Source organism: Fusibacter ferrireducens (assembly GCF_015352425.1).
GTDB lineage: Bacteria > Bacillota > Clostridia > Peptostreptococcales > Acidaminobacteraceae > Fusibacter_A > Fusibacter_A ferrireducens.
In genome coordinates, this window is the sequence record NZ_JADKNH010000005.1 from 22,664 (window position 1) to 37,071 (window position 14,408).

Here is a 14,408-nt window from a genome sequence, read left to right on the forward strand (position 1 = left end):
TATTTGAACCGGATGCAACGTTTTTTTGAAAAGTTAAAATTTCTTATTAAATGAAACTTATCTAAATATGGATTGCAAATAATAGAGTATAAAAAAGAGAACTTGCATTAATGATATAGCAAATTCCCTAAAAAATATAGCAAATTCCTTAAAATTCAATGATTATTTAATCTTTATAAAGAAATCATCTTGTATACATGGATAATAGTACGGTCTTGGTTTTTGAAATTAAATAATCAATATCTTGCATGGTGTGCGCTTCTGAGAGGAACCATCCTTCAAATTGAGCAGGTGGCAGTAAAATGCCTTCAGACAACATTATTCTGAAAAATTCGCCATACTTTTCAGTATCACAATCTTTGACGTCGTCATAGCTGCTAAAGGCGCCCGCTTTGAAAAAGAGACATGTCATCCCCTTAAATCGGACAAATGAGAGTGGCAGATTGTTGCTTTCAATAAATGCACTCAATTCATTCTCAAGGTGGATTGCTTTATCTTCCATGTGCATATAAACTTCTGGATGTGCCTTAAGATAGTTAAGCGTTTGAATGCCCATATGCATGGCAAGTGGATTGCCAGAAAGCGTCCCCGCTTGATAAACAGGACCTAGTGGTGAGACGATAGACATGAATTCTTTCTTGCCACCGTACGCGCCCACAGGAAGCCCACCACCGATTATTTTACCAAAGCAGACGAGATCAGGATGAACGTCATAAACCGCTTCAGCGCCCCCAAAATCGAGCCTAAAACCGGTGATGACTTCATCGAAGATTAAAAGTGAGCCATACTCATCGCAAAGAGCTCTCAATGCATCCAGAAAAGCTTTGGTTCCTGGAATAACACCCATATTGCCTGCAACGGGTTCAACAATGACACATGCAATTTCATCTTTGTTTTCTTCGAAGATCTGACGTGCCATTTCGATGTCGTTGTAACGTCCAGTTAAGGTATCTCTCACAGTGGCTTCGGGTACGCCAGGGCTCGTAGGGACGCCATAGGTGAGTGTGCCACTACCCGACTTTACTAAAAGTGCATCAGAATGACCATGGTAACAGCCTTCAAATTTGAGAATTTTGTTGCGATTCGTATAGCCTCTAGCGACGCGAATGGCACTCATGGTCGCTTCGGTACCTGAATTGACCATGCGTACCATATCCACGGCATGGTATGCACTGACAATGAGTTCCGCCATTGTGACCTCTTGATGTGTGGGCACGCCAAAACTGGTGCCTCTTGAAAAGACTTCTTCTATATTTTCAAGTAGTGCTGGATGACTGTGGCCTAGAATCAATGGTCCCCAAGAGCAGATCATATCTAGATAGCTGTTGCCATCTGCATCGTATATTTTAGAGCCCAGTCCTTTTTCAATAAAGATGGGGTCGCATCCAACGGATTTAAAAGCCCTCACAGGGCTGTTAACGCCACCGGGAATAACGGCCTGAGCACGCTCAAAGAGTGCTCTAGAATTTGTATTTTGATTTGACATAAAGACCTCCTATATGGCACTGTTGTCATCTGACAGCCATTTTCGAACAATTTCTTTTGCAAAATAAGTGATGATGATATCTGCACCGGCACGCTTAAAACCGATCATGGTTTCATAAATAATGGCTTCATCCACAAGCCCTGAAATGATACCTTGCTTGATCAGCGAATATTCACCACTGACATTGTAGGCAACTACTGGTTTAGAACAATTTTCTTTGACTTTTTGAATCAAATCCAAATACATCATTGCAGGTTTCACCATGATGAGATCAGCACCGTCCTGAATATCTTCGTGGACGATATCGAGAATTTCTCTTTTATTATGGTAATCCATTTGATAGCGCTTGCGATTTCCAAATTTAGGACTTGAATCGGCAGCAACTCTAAAAGGGCCGTAATAGTTTGAGCTGTATTTGAGTGCATACGACATAATGGGTACATATTCAAAACCATTTTCATCTAGGTGATCCCTCATGGCTTTGATACGACCATCCATCATATCAGATGGCGCCACCATATCTGCGCCTGCCTTAACATGACTGAGCGCAATTTGAGCGAGATATTCTGTGGTGATATCATTCATAACATTGCCACTGTCGTCTATGATACCACAATGCCCATGATCTGTATAAGAACACATGCAGACATCTGTAATCACATAGAAGGAATCGTTATGTGATTTAATTGCCCTTACAGCCTTCTGGACGATACCTTTTTCATCATAGGCAGAATGTCCATGTGAATCTTTTGAATCGGGCACACCGAAAATAAGCAGGGTTTTAAGACCCAGTGCGTCCAGTTCATCCAGCTCATCTTTGAGTTTATCAATAGAGAAGTGATAGACATCTGGCATAGAAGGGATTTCCTCTTTAATGCCCTCCCCTTCTACGATGAATAGAGGGTAGACTAAATCATGAAGGGAAAGTGAGTGCTCTCTAATGAGCGGTCTTAAATTATCTTGCATTCTAAGTCTTCTAAAGCGTTTCATCTGAAAATTCTCCTTATTTTAATTGCTGTTGATATTTCAATAGGATCTTGAAATTATTGTATATCCTGAATTGCAACTTTATATCCTAAATTGCCACGGCACATCGTGAATGGTCAGAGTGCATCCTCTAGCATGACTGCGCATCCTCTATCAATTGTGTGAGTAATGCCTCTAGAGTATGCGGCTCAGCGGACAAATGAACATGATATCCAAGTGCTTTTAAAGTGTCAGAAGTGATTGGCCCAATGGAGGCAAACTTCACCTTTGAATGGAGTGAAATATCGTGTTGCTCAAGAAACTCATGGAAGTGTCGTACAGCAGAGCCACTGGCGAACGTCACATAATCAAGTGCGTCAATCTTGTTGAGAAGCGGCACGAGCTCATCTTTACCGTAAATAGGTCTAATAGTTTGATAAATCGCTAATTTTTCATAGGTGCAGATGTCCTCAAGCCAGTCTGTTAAAAGAGATCTCATGACGGCAGCTCCAGGTATAAGGATAGAATCAGACGCATTCAATTTCGTTTTCATAAGCTCAATGATACCCTCTTGCGTGTATCGGGTGGGCATGAAGTCCGGTCTTATGCCGTATTGCTCTAAGCATTTAGAGGTCGTTGGTCCAATTGCCAGTATCTTGTGTCCAAAAAGTGCTCTTGTATCTAAGTCTAGCGCCCAAAGAGATTTCATAAATTCATGGACGCCATTTTCACTGGTGAACCATATCTGTGTGCTCTTTGCGAGGTGATCTTGCTCAAGTTTATGGGGTAGGCTTTCAATGGCGATCATGGGCAGCTCTATCACAGATGCACCTTGTGCTCTCAACATAGCGGAAAATTTACTGCTCTGTGCAGTGGCGCGTGTCACTGCTATTTTTTTACCAAAGAGCGGTTTACTTTCAAACCAGTTAAGCGTTTCTCTCATATGGATGACTTCACCAACCACGAGGAGTGCAGGTGACTTAATTTGACCAATTGGCAATTCATCCAGTGCTTTTTCAAGAGTGGACTCAAAAACTTGCTGGTCACTGGATGCGGCATTCGAAACAACTGCAACGGGTGTAGATGCTTTTTTTCCAAATTGAATCAATTGTGAAGTGATGTAGGGAATACTGCTGATACTCATTAAGAAGACCAGCGTGCCTTCAATTTTGGCCACCACGGACCAATCATGGTCTTTGGAATCATCTTTAAAGTGTCCAGTAAAGACGTGAAACGAGGAAGCATGATTTCTATGCGTGATGGGTATACCCGCATAGGCGAGACCACCAATAGAAGAAGAGATCCCAGGGACCACTTCAAAAGGCACTTGATGCGCTCTTAAGACTTCGCCCTCTTCGCCGCCTCTTCCAAAGACATAGGGGTCGCCACCTTTTAAGCGGACCACTGTTTTAAAGTGTTTTGCTTTTTCACAAAGTAGTAAGTTGATATCTTCTTGGGGCATGGCGTGGTTTGAAGCGGCCTTGCCCACATATATTTTTTCACAAGAAGCTGGCGCAAGTGCCAGCATCTCATCTTGTATAAGTCGATCGTAAACGAGACAGTCGCAAGATTTTAGGAGAGATAAACCCTTATGGGTTAATAAACCAATGTCACCAGGTCCGGCGCCCACAAGATAAACGGTTCCAATAGACTGTTTTGAATTCATTTAGGCCTCCTTTATGGCATCGGCACATCTTTGACCCAATAGCTCTGGGGCATCACTAGAACCTGAAAGTTTTACATTTTTTAAGATGCTGCCGTCTTCTGTGCCCCAAACACAGGTCATTTCAAGTGTCTCTTTATCTTTAGAAAGCACAGCATAGGCACCCATAGGGATGTGGCAGCTGCCATTGACACCTTTTAAAAAAGCGCGTTCTGCACGTACACAAAGGTCTGAATCTTCGTCAGATAATTGATTTAAAAGTGCTTTTAGGTCTTCACGCTCTTGATGATACTGGAGTGCTAAAGCCCCCTGTGCTGGTGCTGGGATCATCAATTTAGGATCGAGATATTGTGTAATTCGATGTGATAAATCCAAGCGATGTAGACCAGCGGCTGCGAGTATAACCCCATGAAGATTTTCTTTTTCTATTTTTGAAAGACGTGTTTCGACATTACCACGGATGGCCACTGGAACGATGTCAGGACGGACTTTTAAAAGCTGAAAAAGCCGACGCTTGCTACCAGTGCCAATGCGTGCCCCTAGAGGGAGATCATCCAGGGATGTATAGCCTTCTCTCAGAGAGAGAACGTCCCTTGGATCTTCTCGTTTAGGTACTTTTGAAAAGGCAAGTGGCGAGCCTTGATCACTGGGCATATCTTTCATACTATGGACGGCGATATCAATGTGTCCATTGAGAAGCTGTTGTTCAATTTCTTTAACAAAAAGACCTTTATCGCCAATCTTATCCAGCGAAATATTTTGAATTTCATCGCCCTTGGTGCTGATAATAATGGTTTCAAATGTCAGAGAAGCATCGAGTGCTTTTAAGGCGTCTATGACCCAATTTGTCTGTGCTCTGGCAAGTCGACTGCCACGCGTACCTACTTTAATGGTTTTCATCTTTTAAGATCCTTTCTAATTGCTCTATGGGCATTTTATTGATTTCATCAAATTTTAGACCTTTTGCACGGAACTGTCTTCTTCCCTTTTTTAAAAGAGAAAGCTTTCGGATCAATGTTTCAGGTAGATTTTGAATTAAATAATTCATGAGAATTTTACTTCCCCAAGGGGACCCCTTGCTGGATACAGCGATTAAATGTGTCTCGTGATCTTGATAAAGCATGTCGGAGAAATCGCCAAGTTCATACTGATCGGTTCGGTTCACTAATTTCCCAAAGCGCTTGCAATCATCACTGATTTTAGCATTGACGATGGGTTGATCAGTGCATGCATAGATCAAATGCATGGACATTAGAAGAGGACTGTTTTGCTTGTAAAAAGCGTCATAAGTCATGGGGATGTGGTTGATTTTATTTTTATCCACGAGAGGTTTGAATTCTATGCACAATTCCGGGGATAAAATCGTCAAAGAGGCACATTTATCCACAAAGCCAGAAGCTTTTCGAAATCCAATGTGACCACCGCCAATGATTAATATGTTTAATGATTCACATTTTAATAAAACAGGTTTATTATTCATAGCCATAAAGCTCCTTTAAAAGCTGGACACTGTGTTCACGTTTTACGGAATTGTCCATAGTCTTCAAAGATTCAAGTGGTTTTTTAATCATTTTTTTGAGCGCAGATTCCAAGTGTTTATCTAGAAGTTGTTTTAAATCTTCATCATTCAAGTCCATTTTTCGTGATAAAATGTCCAGTGTTTGCCCCTTGATCTCATTGATGGAATTATTCCAAGATTTTAAGAGATCATCTACTTTAGTTGCTTCAATCCACTTTAAACACTCATTGGATTTATCGAAGATGAGATCATCCACTTGCTTTATCAGAGATTGTCTCTTGTGATAGTTCTCCTCAGAGACTTCTTTCAATGCATCCACATCCCAAGCAGTAATGCCAGGCATTTCATAAACGCTTTGTTCACAATCTCTAGGCATGGCAAGGTCCACAATCACAGGTGTTTGAGTTTTAAAATTTAAAGAGGATTTTCGAATCACTGGATGTGGTGCAGCCGTTGAAGAGATAATGAGGTGACTTTTGTTGATTGCATTGTAGCGTTCTTCAAAGGGCACAATCATTATTTTATCATGGTCTAAAATTTCTTGTGACAATTTCTCAGGATTCCTGACAGCAATATAGATGGTCTTAAAAGGGCTTTCAAAGAGATATTTTATTGCGAGATTGCCCATTTTGCCTAAACCGACCATGGTGATGATGGTGTCTTCTGTAAGTGTCATGGCTGATTTGGCTTTTTTTATGCCAATGTAGCTCAGTGATAGGGGTGTTTCAGATATTTTCAGTTCTGTTTTGATGCGTTTTGAGAAAGACACCGCTTCTCGAAAGAGCTTGTTGAGTATTTTGCCGCTGCAAAGGCAATCTGAAGAAAGTGTCAGTGCATTCTTAGTTTGTCCAAGGATTTGATCTTCTCCTATAATTGCAGAATCAAGACCTGAAGAGACCTTAAAAAGGTGGTCAATCACATGAAATCCAGACTTTTGGTAGAGATCGGCATCTATTTTAAAGTTGTTTTTAAGGTGTTTAAGAATTTTTTGTTCTATTGGTTGGAAATGATCCATTTGAGTGACATAATAGATCTCAAATCGACCACAGGTGCCCAGAACAACGGTTTCGATTGCTCCAAGACCTATAATTGTCTGCATCAATTCAATTTTTTGATTGTCTGTCAGAGCAATTTTTTCTCTCTCTGCAACAGAAGCAGAGTGATGATTTAATCCAATGATCCCAATTTGCATAGTAACCTCCTAAAGATCAGTGTTCGAGTTCATTATAGATCATATATCCAATCAATTTGTGAACTCATTTGGTCAAAAGCGATATCATCAAAGACAAATTAGAGGCTAATCTGTCTCTCAGGATATGGCTCTGTAAACTAAAAGGCAAAGGCCTTTAAAATAGTTTTAAGGATTCAAGTTTACTTTTAAGCGCGTTTAAATCGCCACAGCTTTCACTTGTTTTGCTGACAACAGGTTGAATACAAATGGGGATGACGTCAGTTCCTTCAAGTGAATCAATATTTTGTTTAAAGGCACTGCCTGCGCCTGAATTTTTAAAGACGAAATAGTCAATTTCAAAATCCTTAAAGAGTGTTTGATTGAAAGCGATGGAACAGGGCGCTTTTATAGCCACAATGTTGCCAGCAGGTATTTTTTCATCCAAGCAAATTTTTAAAGATTCCAGCGAGGGCATAATTCTAAAGTAGAGCTGGTTCACATCAAACGCTGCTTTCCATTCGCGAATGTGCTTAATACCCGTAATGAGGATATGCGTTTTCTCATCTGAATACGATCTTACATGGGCAATCGCCTGTGCCATACTTTCAAAAGTGGGCATTGCCATTTTTAAGTCGATTTCTAGATCGACGGCTCTCTGATAGAGGATATAGGGTAAGTTCATTTTATGAGCTACTGAACTTGCCATGGCCTTAACCACACTGGCATGTGGATGCGTGGCGTCTATGATGAGCCCGATTTCATTTTGGGTGATGTAAGCTTCCAAAGTATCTGGTTCAAACCGAGTGATTAAACACTCGGTTGAGAGATGTCCATAGAGTTTGGCGCCAAAGTCAGTGGTGACAGATAAAACATGTTCTAAACCCAGTTGATTTAAAAGCGTACAAACTTCAGTGGTTTCATGTGTGCCGCCGAGTACTAAAATCATACGTGATAACCTCTCGGCGTCACCATTTTACCGTGGATGACTTTAGTGGCTTGGTTGCCGACGATGACCATAGAAGTCATGTCTATGAGATCATAGTCTACTTCATCGATTTTAAAAATATAAGAAGCTTCTTCTTCGCGGCTGGCGTCTTTCACAACGCCCACTAAGATGTGATCCCCTTGAATGGCTCTAATATGATCAAGCGCCACTTTAATATGATCTTTTCTACCATGACTCTTCGGATTATAAAAGCAGATGACAAAGTCGCCATGAGCAGCGTGCTTCACTCGATCCATGATGAGATCATATGGGGTTAATAAATCGCTTAAACTAATATGGCAGTAATCATGCATTAAAGGTGCACCTAAACAAGCTGCACTTGCACTTGAAGCGGTGATGCCTGGAATTACCTTGATGACGTCATCTGCATTTGCCAATTCGTAAATGAGGCCTGCCATACCATAAACGCCAGCGTCACCACTGCTGATTACTGAAACGGTTTTACCCGTTCTAGAGCGTTCTATCGCCTCCTTACAGCGTTCAACTTCACCGCGCATGCCGTTACTTATGACTTCTTGCTCCGTCAACAAAGATTCAATGAGTTTGATGTAAGTTTTGTAACCTACGATGATATCAGAACGGTTAATTGCGATTTTTGCTTCTTCCGACATCTTTTCAATTGCGCCTGGTCCAATGCCAATGACATATATCATAATTCAATCCTCCCAAAGGAAAAAGTACATTTTTCTTTTTTAAATGTTTTAAAAGTAAGTGCATCTTCACAAAGTATATAGGCCGAAGGGCCTGCAATTGATCGAATACCTGTTGTCTTTTCAACAAAATCAGAGCCTTCAAAGTATTTTGTAAAAGGGGCTAACTGTGTTGTGCTATGTGTTATAAAAGGCACTTCAAGCGCTTCAGAAAGCACTAAAAGGCAATTTTCTTTTGCCTTTAAAGCCACTGAACTGATGACGCCGATGGCCTGTATCGAGAGCCCTTCGGCACTCAATGCCTTTAAAAGTTGTTTAAAATAATCTTCAAAAGGCAGTTCTTTTCGGCATCCTGTTCCAACGACTAAAGATTGACTATAGAAAATAAAGCAATCATCATCGTATAGTGGATTTATCCACAGCTCAGGTTTTCGAAGGGTTATGATGGCTTTAGGGCCAGTGTGTTCAAAGAATGCACGGGATTCTTCATAGACAGTGATGGCATTGCTGTCATAGGACTTTGAAATGCGGAGCATGGGATCTAATAGAAGACCAATCGTCTGATCATTTGCCAATGCTGTATTTAAGACCTTTATAGCGGGTCTGTTTTTCTCCAGACTAATTTTGAAAAAGGACATCACTTCTTCAAAGCCCTGTATCCCCCTAATGTCTGTTGCTGTGGTGATTACAGGCACGGTTTGATAGGCTTCTTTTAAGCACTCTGCAAACAGGGTTGTATAAGCATTGGCTTTGCCAATATGTCCCGAAAGTAAGCTGATGGCAAATCGCGCGTGATCGTCTATGACAATACAAGCAGGATCTTTAAGCTTATCCTTGAGATGTGGTGCAAGCATTCTCACTGCAATACCCACTGCGCATGTGAAAACTAAAATCGTCTGATGCCGATTGTCATAAGCTGAATGCGAAGGCGGTATGATTTCCTCAAAAGTTTGAGCCACGACCTCTTTTAACCCGCCAAGTGCTTTTAATTCAGCAGGCGAATAGGCTTTATAAGTGGGCAGAAAGGCTTCATCGCAATTGACAAAATGAATCTTGAGAAGGTTTTCTAAATCTGTCATCACGTGTTGACCCTTTTCAGTTAAAGCGAAAAAGACGAAGTGAGGTTTATGATCTAAATTCATGCTTAAAGTCCTTGTCGTAGAGTTTTGAATCGTTATAAGACTTTCCAAGGCATTCTCCTACGATGATTAATGCTGTTTTGGTGATACCTTCTGCTTTCACTTTTTCTGCGATGTCCTCCAGTGTGCCACGTACAATGATTTGTTCTGGCCATGTGGCTTTGTAGATCACGGCAACAGGTGTCGTCATTGGGTAGCCACCGATGTGAAGTTCTTTCATGACCTCTTCCAGCATCCCAGTGGACAGAAATATTGCCATTGAAGTTTGATGCGCAGCGAATGATCTAAGGGCTTCTTTTTCAGGGACGGGTGTGCGACCTTCCATCCTTGTGATGATGACGCTCTGTGAAATTTCAGGGACAGTGTATTCGATTTCAAGTGCAGAGGCTGCGCCTAAGAAACTGCTCACACCTGGTATGAGTTCATATTCAATTTGAAGCGGTGCCAATCTTTCAATTTGTTCTCTCAATGAACCGTAGATTGAAAAATCGCCAGTGTGAAGTCTCACGACTTTTTTGCCCGCTTTAGTGCCCGTTTCGCAAACGTCGATGATTTCATCGAGGTTCATGGTGGCACTGTTATAAATCACACATTCTGGGGTGCAATAGTCGAGCAATGCAGGATTCACAAGTGAGCCTGCATAGATCACGATATCTGCTGTGGCAAGTGCTCTTTGTCCTTTGACGGTGATGAGTTCTGGATCTCCCGGGCCTGCGCCCACAAAATATACTTTCATTTTTGCCATCCTTTATTAATGAGTATAGTGGTGAAGTAACTGATATCTTCGAAATTGACAGTCTCAAGATTGTCATATATTTTTTCATTAGGTTTAGAAAAATCACTGACTGCAACGGCATCTTTAATGAGATTATGTTTCATGAGCAATGATTTGATAATATCGAAATTGCGATAAACTTTCATGAGTACAATAGACTCATGTGTCATGAGCTTTTGCTCAAGATCAGATAAGTCCTCTGTACAAGGGTATATGAGCAGTGGCGTATCGCCTTCAACTAAGGGTCTGTTAAAACCAGATGCCATGGCACTGTATGAAGATAGACCCCCAATGGTTTCGATTTCAATTTGATCTTTTAATCTCTTGAGTAAGTAGATGTAAGTGCTGTAGAGCATTGGATCACCCAGTGTGACGAAGCCAACGGATTTACCCGAGTCCACAAGTGCTTTGATTTCCTCAGCAATTGGATCAATGGCATCATCCATTTCCTTTTGATTGGCAGTCATGGGAAAATGCCTCGCGATGACTGCCACGGAGGAAGGTAAATGAGGTGAGGCGATGATATGCGCTTCGCTCTGACCGCCTTTTCGACCTTGCGGCACTACAAGTATATCCAGTGCTTTTAAACAGTTAACGGCTTTTAAGGTGAGTAGCTCTGGATCTCCAGGGCCAACACCAATACCATAAAATTTAGACATTTAGACCTCCATAAGTGCATTTGATCACATAGCAAGGGTTCAGTGGCGAAAAATAGTGATATCTGCCAAGGGGTTCAAGACGACTGGCTTGAATCATGGAACCCTCCAGTTCAGTGTATTGCTCGTGGGCTTCTAAATAAGACATGATCCCATTTAAACTTTCAAGCGTGATTACAGAAAACACGATAATAGTCCCCGTTCTCATGTGACTTTTTTCAAGCCAAGCCATGATTGTACTTAGATTTGACCCTGTTCCGCCAATATAGATTCGGTCATATATTTTGGGTGGGTAGTGATCAAGGGGTGCTTTTCCAAGTATGGGTGTCACGTTTGTCAGGGCATGATTTTGAGCATTCGCTTTTATGAGCTCTATGCCACTTTCAGTCATTTCAATGGCATCCACCGTGAGGTGTGGAAACTGTTTTGCGATTTGAACGCTCACAGAACCGGTGCCGGCACCGATGTCCAGCACAGAGGAAGCCTCTTCGCATTCAAGGTAACTGATAATGGTATTTCTAATTTCCATTTTAGTCATGGGGTTTTTGCCCCGAATAAAGTTATTATCTTTCATAGTCTATGATCACCACATTCATTTCGTATTCTCTATCTGCCACATCACTTGCACGATGTTCTTCGATTTTTTCATTTTCATAGGAGAGAGATTCGCCTATGATCATCATTGGATTTTGACCTTGATCTAGAATGAGCCTTGCGATTTTATAGGGTGTATGTGTTGTATCCGTCAATACGCATAATCGCTTATAGGCAGTCAACTCCTTGGGATCAAGTGTTCGGCCGTGAAGGCTTGTGAGGTAAATATCATGCATGGGGTAGCCCGTCTTTGAAAATAGAATTTGATAGCTGCCAATGCCGTTTAAAATGTCGATTTGCTCTTCTTCAAATGTACGTCGCACCCATTGACTGATGCCATAAAAACTGGGGTCTCCAGAAGCTACAAGTGCCACATGATCATGTGCTTTAAGGGCATTATGCATCAACTCTTCCAGATGCGAAAGTTTACCGTTGTAGACCAGTAAGGTGCCTTCACTGAAGGCTTCTATTGTTTCGAGTTGTCTCTGAGTGCCGATGATGCATGGACTCTTGGACAGGGCAACCGTGGCTTGCTGTGTCAAATATTTGGCATCACCAGGGCCTATGCCTATAATTTTAATCATTTGTATCTCCTAAGACTCTATTTTTCATATCGTACATGATGATCTGGATTTGGGCTTCACCATGGATATAGACTTCACATTTTGTTTTCGCGCGTTGAGTCAATGTTTGAAAGCTCTTGAAATAAGGCGTTTCAAACAGTAGATCTGAAATTTCATCTGTGGTATTGGCATCAAAGCAAGCTCTAATCAGTTCAAGTGGCGCACCGTCAAGTGCGAGCTGGGTGCAGATGATTTCGGATTTTGCATCGGCTACTTTGGAATGTGTGTTAAAAATGCCACCGGCAATCTTTATGAGTTTGCCCACATGACCGACGATCAAAATTTTTTTAAATCCCAACGAAGCGGCAGATTGGATTGAGAAGCCAACGAAGTTACTCATTTGAACAATTTGATCTTGGTTAAAATTCATGCGACTGTTTTGAAGGACATTAAAACAAAAATTTTCACCATGTTTTCCGGGAACTAAGACGAGTTGTTCTGGACATAGCGTATATTTTTGTTTGAGTTCAGCATAAATGGATGCCATAAAAGCATCTTCGCTCATGGGTCTTACAATACCCGTTGTGCCAATAATGGAAATGCCCCCTTGAACACCTAGGCGCTCATTAAAAGTTTTTCTAGAAATTTCAACGCCTTTGGGCACACGAATAAGGACTTCAATGCCAAGGGCGATGGGTTTTATAGATGATAAATTTTCCTTAAGCATTTGAAGTGGTGTCGGGTTGATGGCAGCACTGCCCAAGGGGCATCGAAGCCCTGCTTTGGTGACTCTGCCAACACCGTGGCCTCCCTCTATTTGAATTGCATTAAAAGCGGTTGTGAGCTTCACATCAGCCACGATCTCAAGACCGTTTGTGACGTCGTAATCATCTCCCGAATCCTTAATGACGCTACAGGAACAATAATCTTTCTCATGCAGAGTGATATCAGACACCGGCAGAGTAAGCGATGTGCCCTCCGTATTGAAAATTTCCACACCTTCAAGAAGGAGGCGTGTTTTTTCTTCTGGCGATAGCATCACTAAAAGTGCCGCTTTTGCCGCAGCTGTGGCGCAAGCTCCTGTGGTATAGCCCATTTTCAGAAGTTTGCCCTCTGAATTTAACACGCGATCAGTTGTCTTTGTAAAATCAATTTTAGAGGGTGTATTCATCTTCTATGCTCTTTCTTTAAAATGGTAAACAAGTGCGTTGACAATAGAAGCAGCGACGTTACTGCCACCTTTTCTACCAAGTGCTGTTATACATGGAATCGTGGAATTGTAGAGTGCAAGTTTGGATTCTTCTGCACCGACGAAGCCAACAGGAACACCGATGATGCCAATTAAACTGTCTTTGAACGCATCCTGTAGATCAAGAACTTGAAAGATGGCTGTTGGTGCGTTGCCAAATACAAATATTTTTTTACCGGGTTCTTTAAGTGCCAATTGGATAGATGCCATTGAGCGCGTAATACCTTGTTCTTTGGCAAGTGTCTTAGCTTCTTCATTCGCAACAAAGCACTTCAGTTGCCAGCCTGTTTGATTAAAAGCCGCTTTATTAATCCCTGAAAGGACCATATTGGTGTCCGTATAAACCGTCACAAGCGCCGGATTTTCATTTGTAATCACTTCTGAAAAAGCATTTATAAAATCATCTTCGATTTTAAGATTATCCAAATAATCAAAATCGGCACTGGTATGAATCACACGGCGGTAGATATTTTGAATGAGCGGATCGGCAGAAGGATAGATTCTAGATGAATTTGCAACAATACCATCTATGATTTCGAAGCTCTCTCGTTCTATGCCCATAGGATCTTTTTTGTATTCAAACTTCATAAGCTGACTCTTTCTATAATAAGATCAAGTACTTTTTCATCGTAACCAATATTTTCAAGGAAAGTAATGTTGAGTTCAGGATATTCGGCTCTTATGGCATCTAACACTTCTGGAATGTCTTCTTTGATATGATTGCCATTGAATATGAAAAAAGGAAAGGCTTTGATGTTTCTGACGCCAGATTCATATAGAGATTTAACGATACTTTCGATAGAAGGCTCCATAAGTTGTAAGTAACAGTACTCAATTTGAGTTTCAGGCATTTTGAGCACTAACTCTTGTTGATATTTTTTCATAATATCATCCGTTTCTTTCACTTTGCTCCCGTGAGCAATAATTAAAACAGCATCTTTTCTCATCTTTTTAAACTCCCTTATTTTTAA

Annotated in this window: 16 protein-coding genes; all 16 read right to left on the bottom strand. The window is 41.3% G+C overall.

Features of this window, described 5'->3' with window-relative positions:
* Positions 1-184: 184 nt before the first annotated feature.
* The 16 genes from hemL to ISU02_RS09020 all read right to left on the bottom strand — a co-directional run bounded on the left by hemL (position 185) and on the right by ISU02_RS09020 (position 14,384).
* The gene (gene hemL, locus ISU02_RS08945; protein ID WP_194701489.1) at positions 185-1,486 is read right to left on the bottom strand and encodes a glutamate-1-semialdehyde 2,1-aminomutase; all 1,302 of its coding nucleotides are present in this window, start codon (positions 1,484-1,486) and stop codon (positions 185-187) included.
* Between the two features lie 9 nt (positions 1,487-1,495).
* Positions 1,496-2,476 (bottom strand): porphobilinogen synthase, encoded by a 981-nt coding sequence (gene hemB, locus ISU02_RS08950; RefSeq protein WP_194701490.1) that lies wholly within the window; start codon positions 2,474-2,476, stop codon positions 1,496-1,498.
* A gap of 127 nt (positions 2,477-2,603) precedes the next feature.
* Positions 2,604-4,118, bottom strand: a complete 1,515-nt coding sequence (cobA, locus tag ISU02_RS08955; RefSeq protein ID WP_194701491.1) for a uroporphyrinogen-III C-methyltransferase — start codon at positions 4,116-4,118, stop codon at positions 2,604-2,606.
* The gene (gene hemC / locus ISU02_RS08960; protein ID WP_194701492.1) at positions 4,119-5,015 is read right to left on the bottom strand and encodes a hydroxymethylbilane synthase; all 897 of its coding nucleotides are present in this window, start codon (positions 5,013-5,015) and stop codon (positions 4,119-4,121) included.
* Positions 5,002-5,595 carry a precorrin-2 dehydrogenase/sirohydrochlorin ferrochelatase family protein gene (locus ISU02_RS08965; protein ID WP_194701493.1) on the bottom strand — a complete coding sequence of 198 codons (594 nt, stop codon included), beginning with the start codon at positions 5,593-5,595 and terminating at the stop codon, positions 5,002-5,004. Before ISU02_RS08965 ends, hemC begins: the two co-directional genes overlap by 14 nt.
* On the bottom strand, positions 5,588-6,826 hold the full coding sequence (gene hemA / locus ISU02_RS08970) for a glutamyl-tRNA reductase (protein ID WP_194701494.1): 1,239 nt from the start codon (positions 6,824-6,826) through the stop codon (positions 5,588-5,590). Before hemA ends, ISU02_RS08965 begins: the two co-directional genes overlap by 8 nt.
* A 154-nt stretch (positions 6,827-6,980) precedes the next feature.
* Positions 6,981-7,751: a precorrin-6A/cobalt-precorrin-6A reductase gene (locus ISU02_RS08975; RefSeq protein ID WP_194701495.1), complete on the bottom strand. Its 771-nt coding sequence runs from the start codon at positions 7,749-7,751 to the stop codon at positions 6,981-6,983.
* The gene (cobJ, locus tag ISU02_RS08980) at positions 7,748-8,464 is read right to left on the bottom strand and encodes a precorrin-3B C(17)-methyltransferase (RefSeq protein WP_194701496.1); all 717 of its coding nucleotides are present in this window, start codon (positions 8,462-8,464) and stop codon (positions 7,748-7,750) included. Before cobJ ends, ISU02_RS08975 begins: the two co-directional genes overlap by 4 nt.
* Positions 8,461-9,651, bottom strand: a complete 1,191-nt coding sequence (locus tag ISU02_RS08985; protein ID WP_194701497.1) for a cobalamin biosynthesis protein — start codon at positions 9,649-9,651, stop codon at positions 8,461-8,463. The genes cobJ and ISU02_RS08985 overlap by 4 nt, the downstream gene beginning before the upstream one ends.
* Positions 9,587-10,336, bottom strand: coding sequence for a cobalt-precorrin-4 methyltransferase (locus ISU02_RS08990; RefSeq protein ID WP_207736238.1), 750 nt, complete (start codon positions 10,334-10,336; stop codon positions 9,587-9,589). The genes ISU02_RS08985 and ISU02_RS08990 overlap by 65 nt, the downstream gene beginning before the upstream one ends.
* Positions 10,333-11,034, bottom strand: a complete 702-nt coding sequence (gene cobI, locus ISU02_RS08995; RefSeq protein ID WP_194701499.1) for a precorrin-2 C(20)-methyltransferase — start codon at positions 11,032-11,034, stop codon at positions 10,333-10,335. The genes ISU02_RS08990 and cobI overlap by 4 nt, the downstream gene beginning before the upstream one ends.
* Entirely contained in the window at positions 11,027-11,605 is a 579-nt protein-coding gene (cbiT, locus tag ISU02_RS09000) for a precorrin-6Y C5,15-methyltransferase (decarboxylating) subunit CbiT (RefSeq protein ID WP_194701500.1), read from the bottom strand. The genes cobI and cbiT overlap by 8 nt, the downstream gene beginning before the upstream one ends.
* The gene (gene cbiE, locus ISU02_RS09005) at positions 11,595-12,209 is read right to left on the bottom strand and encodes a precorrin-6y C5,15-methyltransferase (decarboxylating) subunit CbiE (protein WP_194701501.1); all 615 of its coding nucleotides are present in this window, start codon (positions 12,207-12,209) and stop codon (positions 11,595-11,597) included. Before cbiE ends, cbiT begins: the two co-directional genes overlap by 11 nt.
* Complete coding sequence (gene cbiD / locus ISU02_RS09010; RefSeq protein WP_194701502.1) at positions 12,202-13,359, bottom strand: cobalt-precorrin-5B (C(1))-methyltransferase CbiD; 1,158 nt, start codon at positions 13,357-13,359, stop codon at positions 12,202-12,204. The genes cbiE and cbiD overlap by 8 nt, the downstream gene beginning before the upstream one ends.
* A gap of 3 nt (positions 13,360-13,362) precedes the next feature.
* Positions 13,363-14,025, bottom strand: a complete 663-nt coding sequence (locus tag ISU02_RS09015) for a precorrin-8X methylmutase (protein ID WP_194701503.1) — start codon at positions 14,023-14,025, stop codon at positions 13,363-13,365.
* Positions 14,022-14,384, bottom strand: a complete 363-nt coding sequence (locus ISU02_RS09020; RefSeq protein WP_194701504.1) for a sirohydrochlorin chelatase — start codon at positions 14,382-14,384, stop codon at positions 14,022-14,024. Before ISU02_RS09020 ends, ISU02_RS09015 begins: the two co-directional genes overlap by 4 nt.
* Positions 14,385-14,408 lie beyond the last annotated feature (24 nt).

Excerpts from the sequence above, each read along its gene's own strand:
- cobJ (WP_194701496.1), bottom strand. The coding sequence starts at position 8,464 with ATGATATATGTCATTGGCATTGGACCAGGCGCAATTGAAAAGATGTCG.
- cbiT (WP_194701500.1), bottom strand. The coding sequence starts at position 11,605 with ATGAAAGATAATAACTTTATTCGGGGCAAAAACCCCATGACTAAAATG.
- hemC (WP_194701492.1), bottom strand. The coding sequence starts at position 5,015 with ATGAAAACCATTAAAGTAGGTACGCGTGGCAGTCGACTTGCCAGAGCA.
- cbiD (WP_194701502.1), bottom strand. The coding sequence starts at position 13,359 with ATGAATACACCCTCTAAAATTGATTTTACAAAGACAACTGATCGCGTG.
- ISU02_RS08990 (WP_207736238.1), bottom strand. The coding sequence starts at position 10,336 with ATGAAAGTATATTTTGTGGGCGCAGGCCCGGGAGATCCAGAACTCATC.
- cobI (WP_194701499.1), bottom strand. The coding sequence starts at position 11,034 with ATGTCTAAATTTTATGGTATTGGTGTTGGCCCTGGAGATCCAGAGCTA.
- cbiE (WP_194701501.1), bottom strand. The coding sequence starts at position 12,209 with ATGATTAAAATTATAGGCATAGGCCCTGGTGATGCCAAATATTTGACA.
- ISU02_RS08975 (WP_194701495.1), bottom strand. The coding sequence starts at position 7,751 with ATGATTTTAGTACTCGGCGGCACACATGAAACCACTGAAGTTTGTACG.
- ISU02_RS09015 (WP_194701503.1), bottom strand. The coding sequence starts at position 14,025 with ATGAAGTTTGAATACAAAAAAGATCCTATGGGCATAGAACGAGAGAGC.
- hemA (WP_194701494.1), bottom strand. The coding sequence starts at position 6,826 with ATGCAAATTGGGATCATTGGATTAAATCATCACTCTGCTTCTGTTGCA.
- hemB (WP_194701490.1), bottom strand. The coding sequence starts at position 2,476 with ATGAAACGCTTTAGAAGACTTAGAATGCAAGATAATTTAAGACCGCTC.
- ISU02_RS09020 (WP_194701504.1), bottom strand. The coding sequence starts at position 14,384 with ATGAGAAAAGATGCTGTTTTAATTATTGCTCACGGGAGCAAAGTGAAA.
- cobA (WP_194701491.1), bottom strand. The coding sequence starts at position 4,118 with ATGAATTCAAAACAGTCTATTGGAACCGTTTATCTTGTGGGCGCCGGA.
- ISU02_RS08965 (WP_194701493.1), bottom strand. The coding sequence starts at position 5,595 with ATGAATAATAAACCTGTTTTATTAAAATGTGAATCATTAAACATATTA.
- hemL (WP_194701489.1), bottom strand. The coding sequence starts at position 1,486 with ATGTCAAATCAAAATACAAATTCTAGAGCACTCTTTGAGCGTGCTCAG.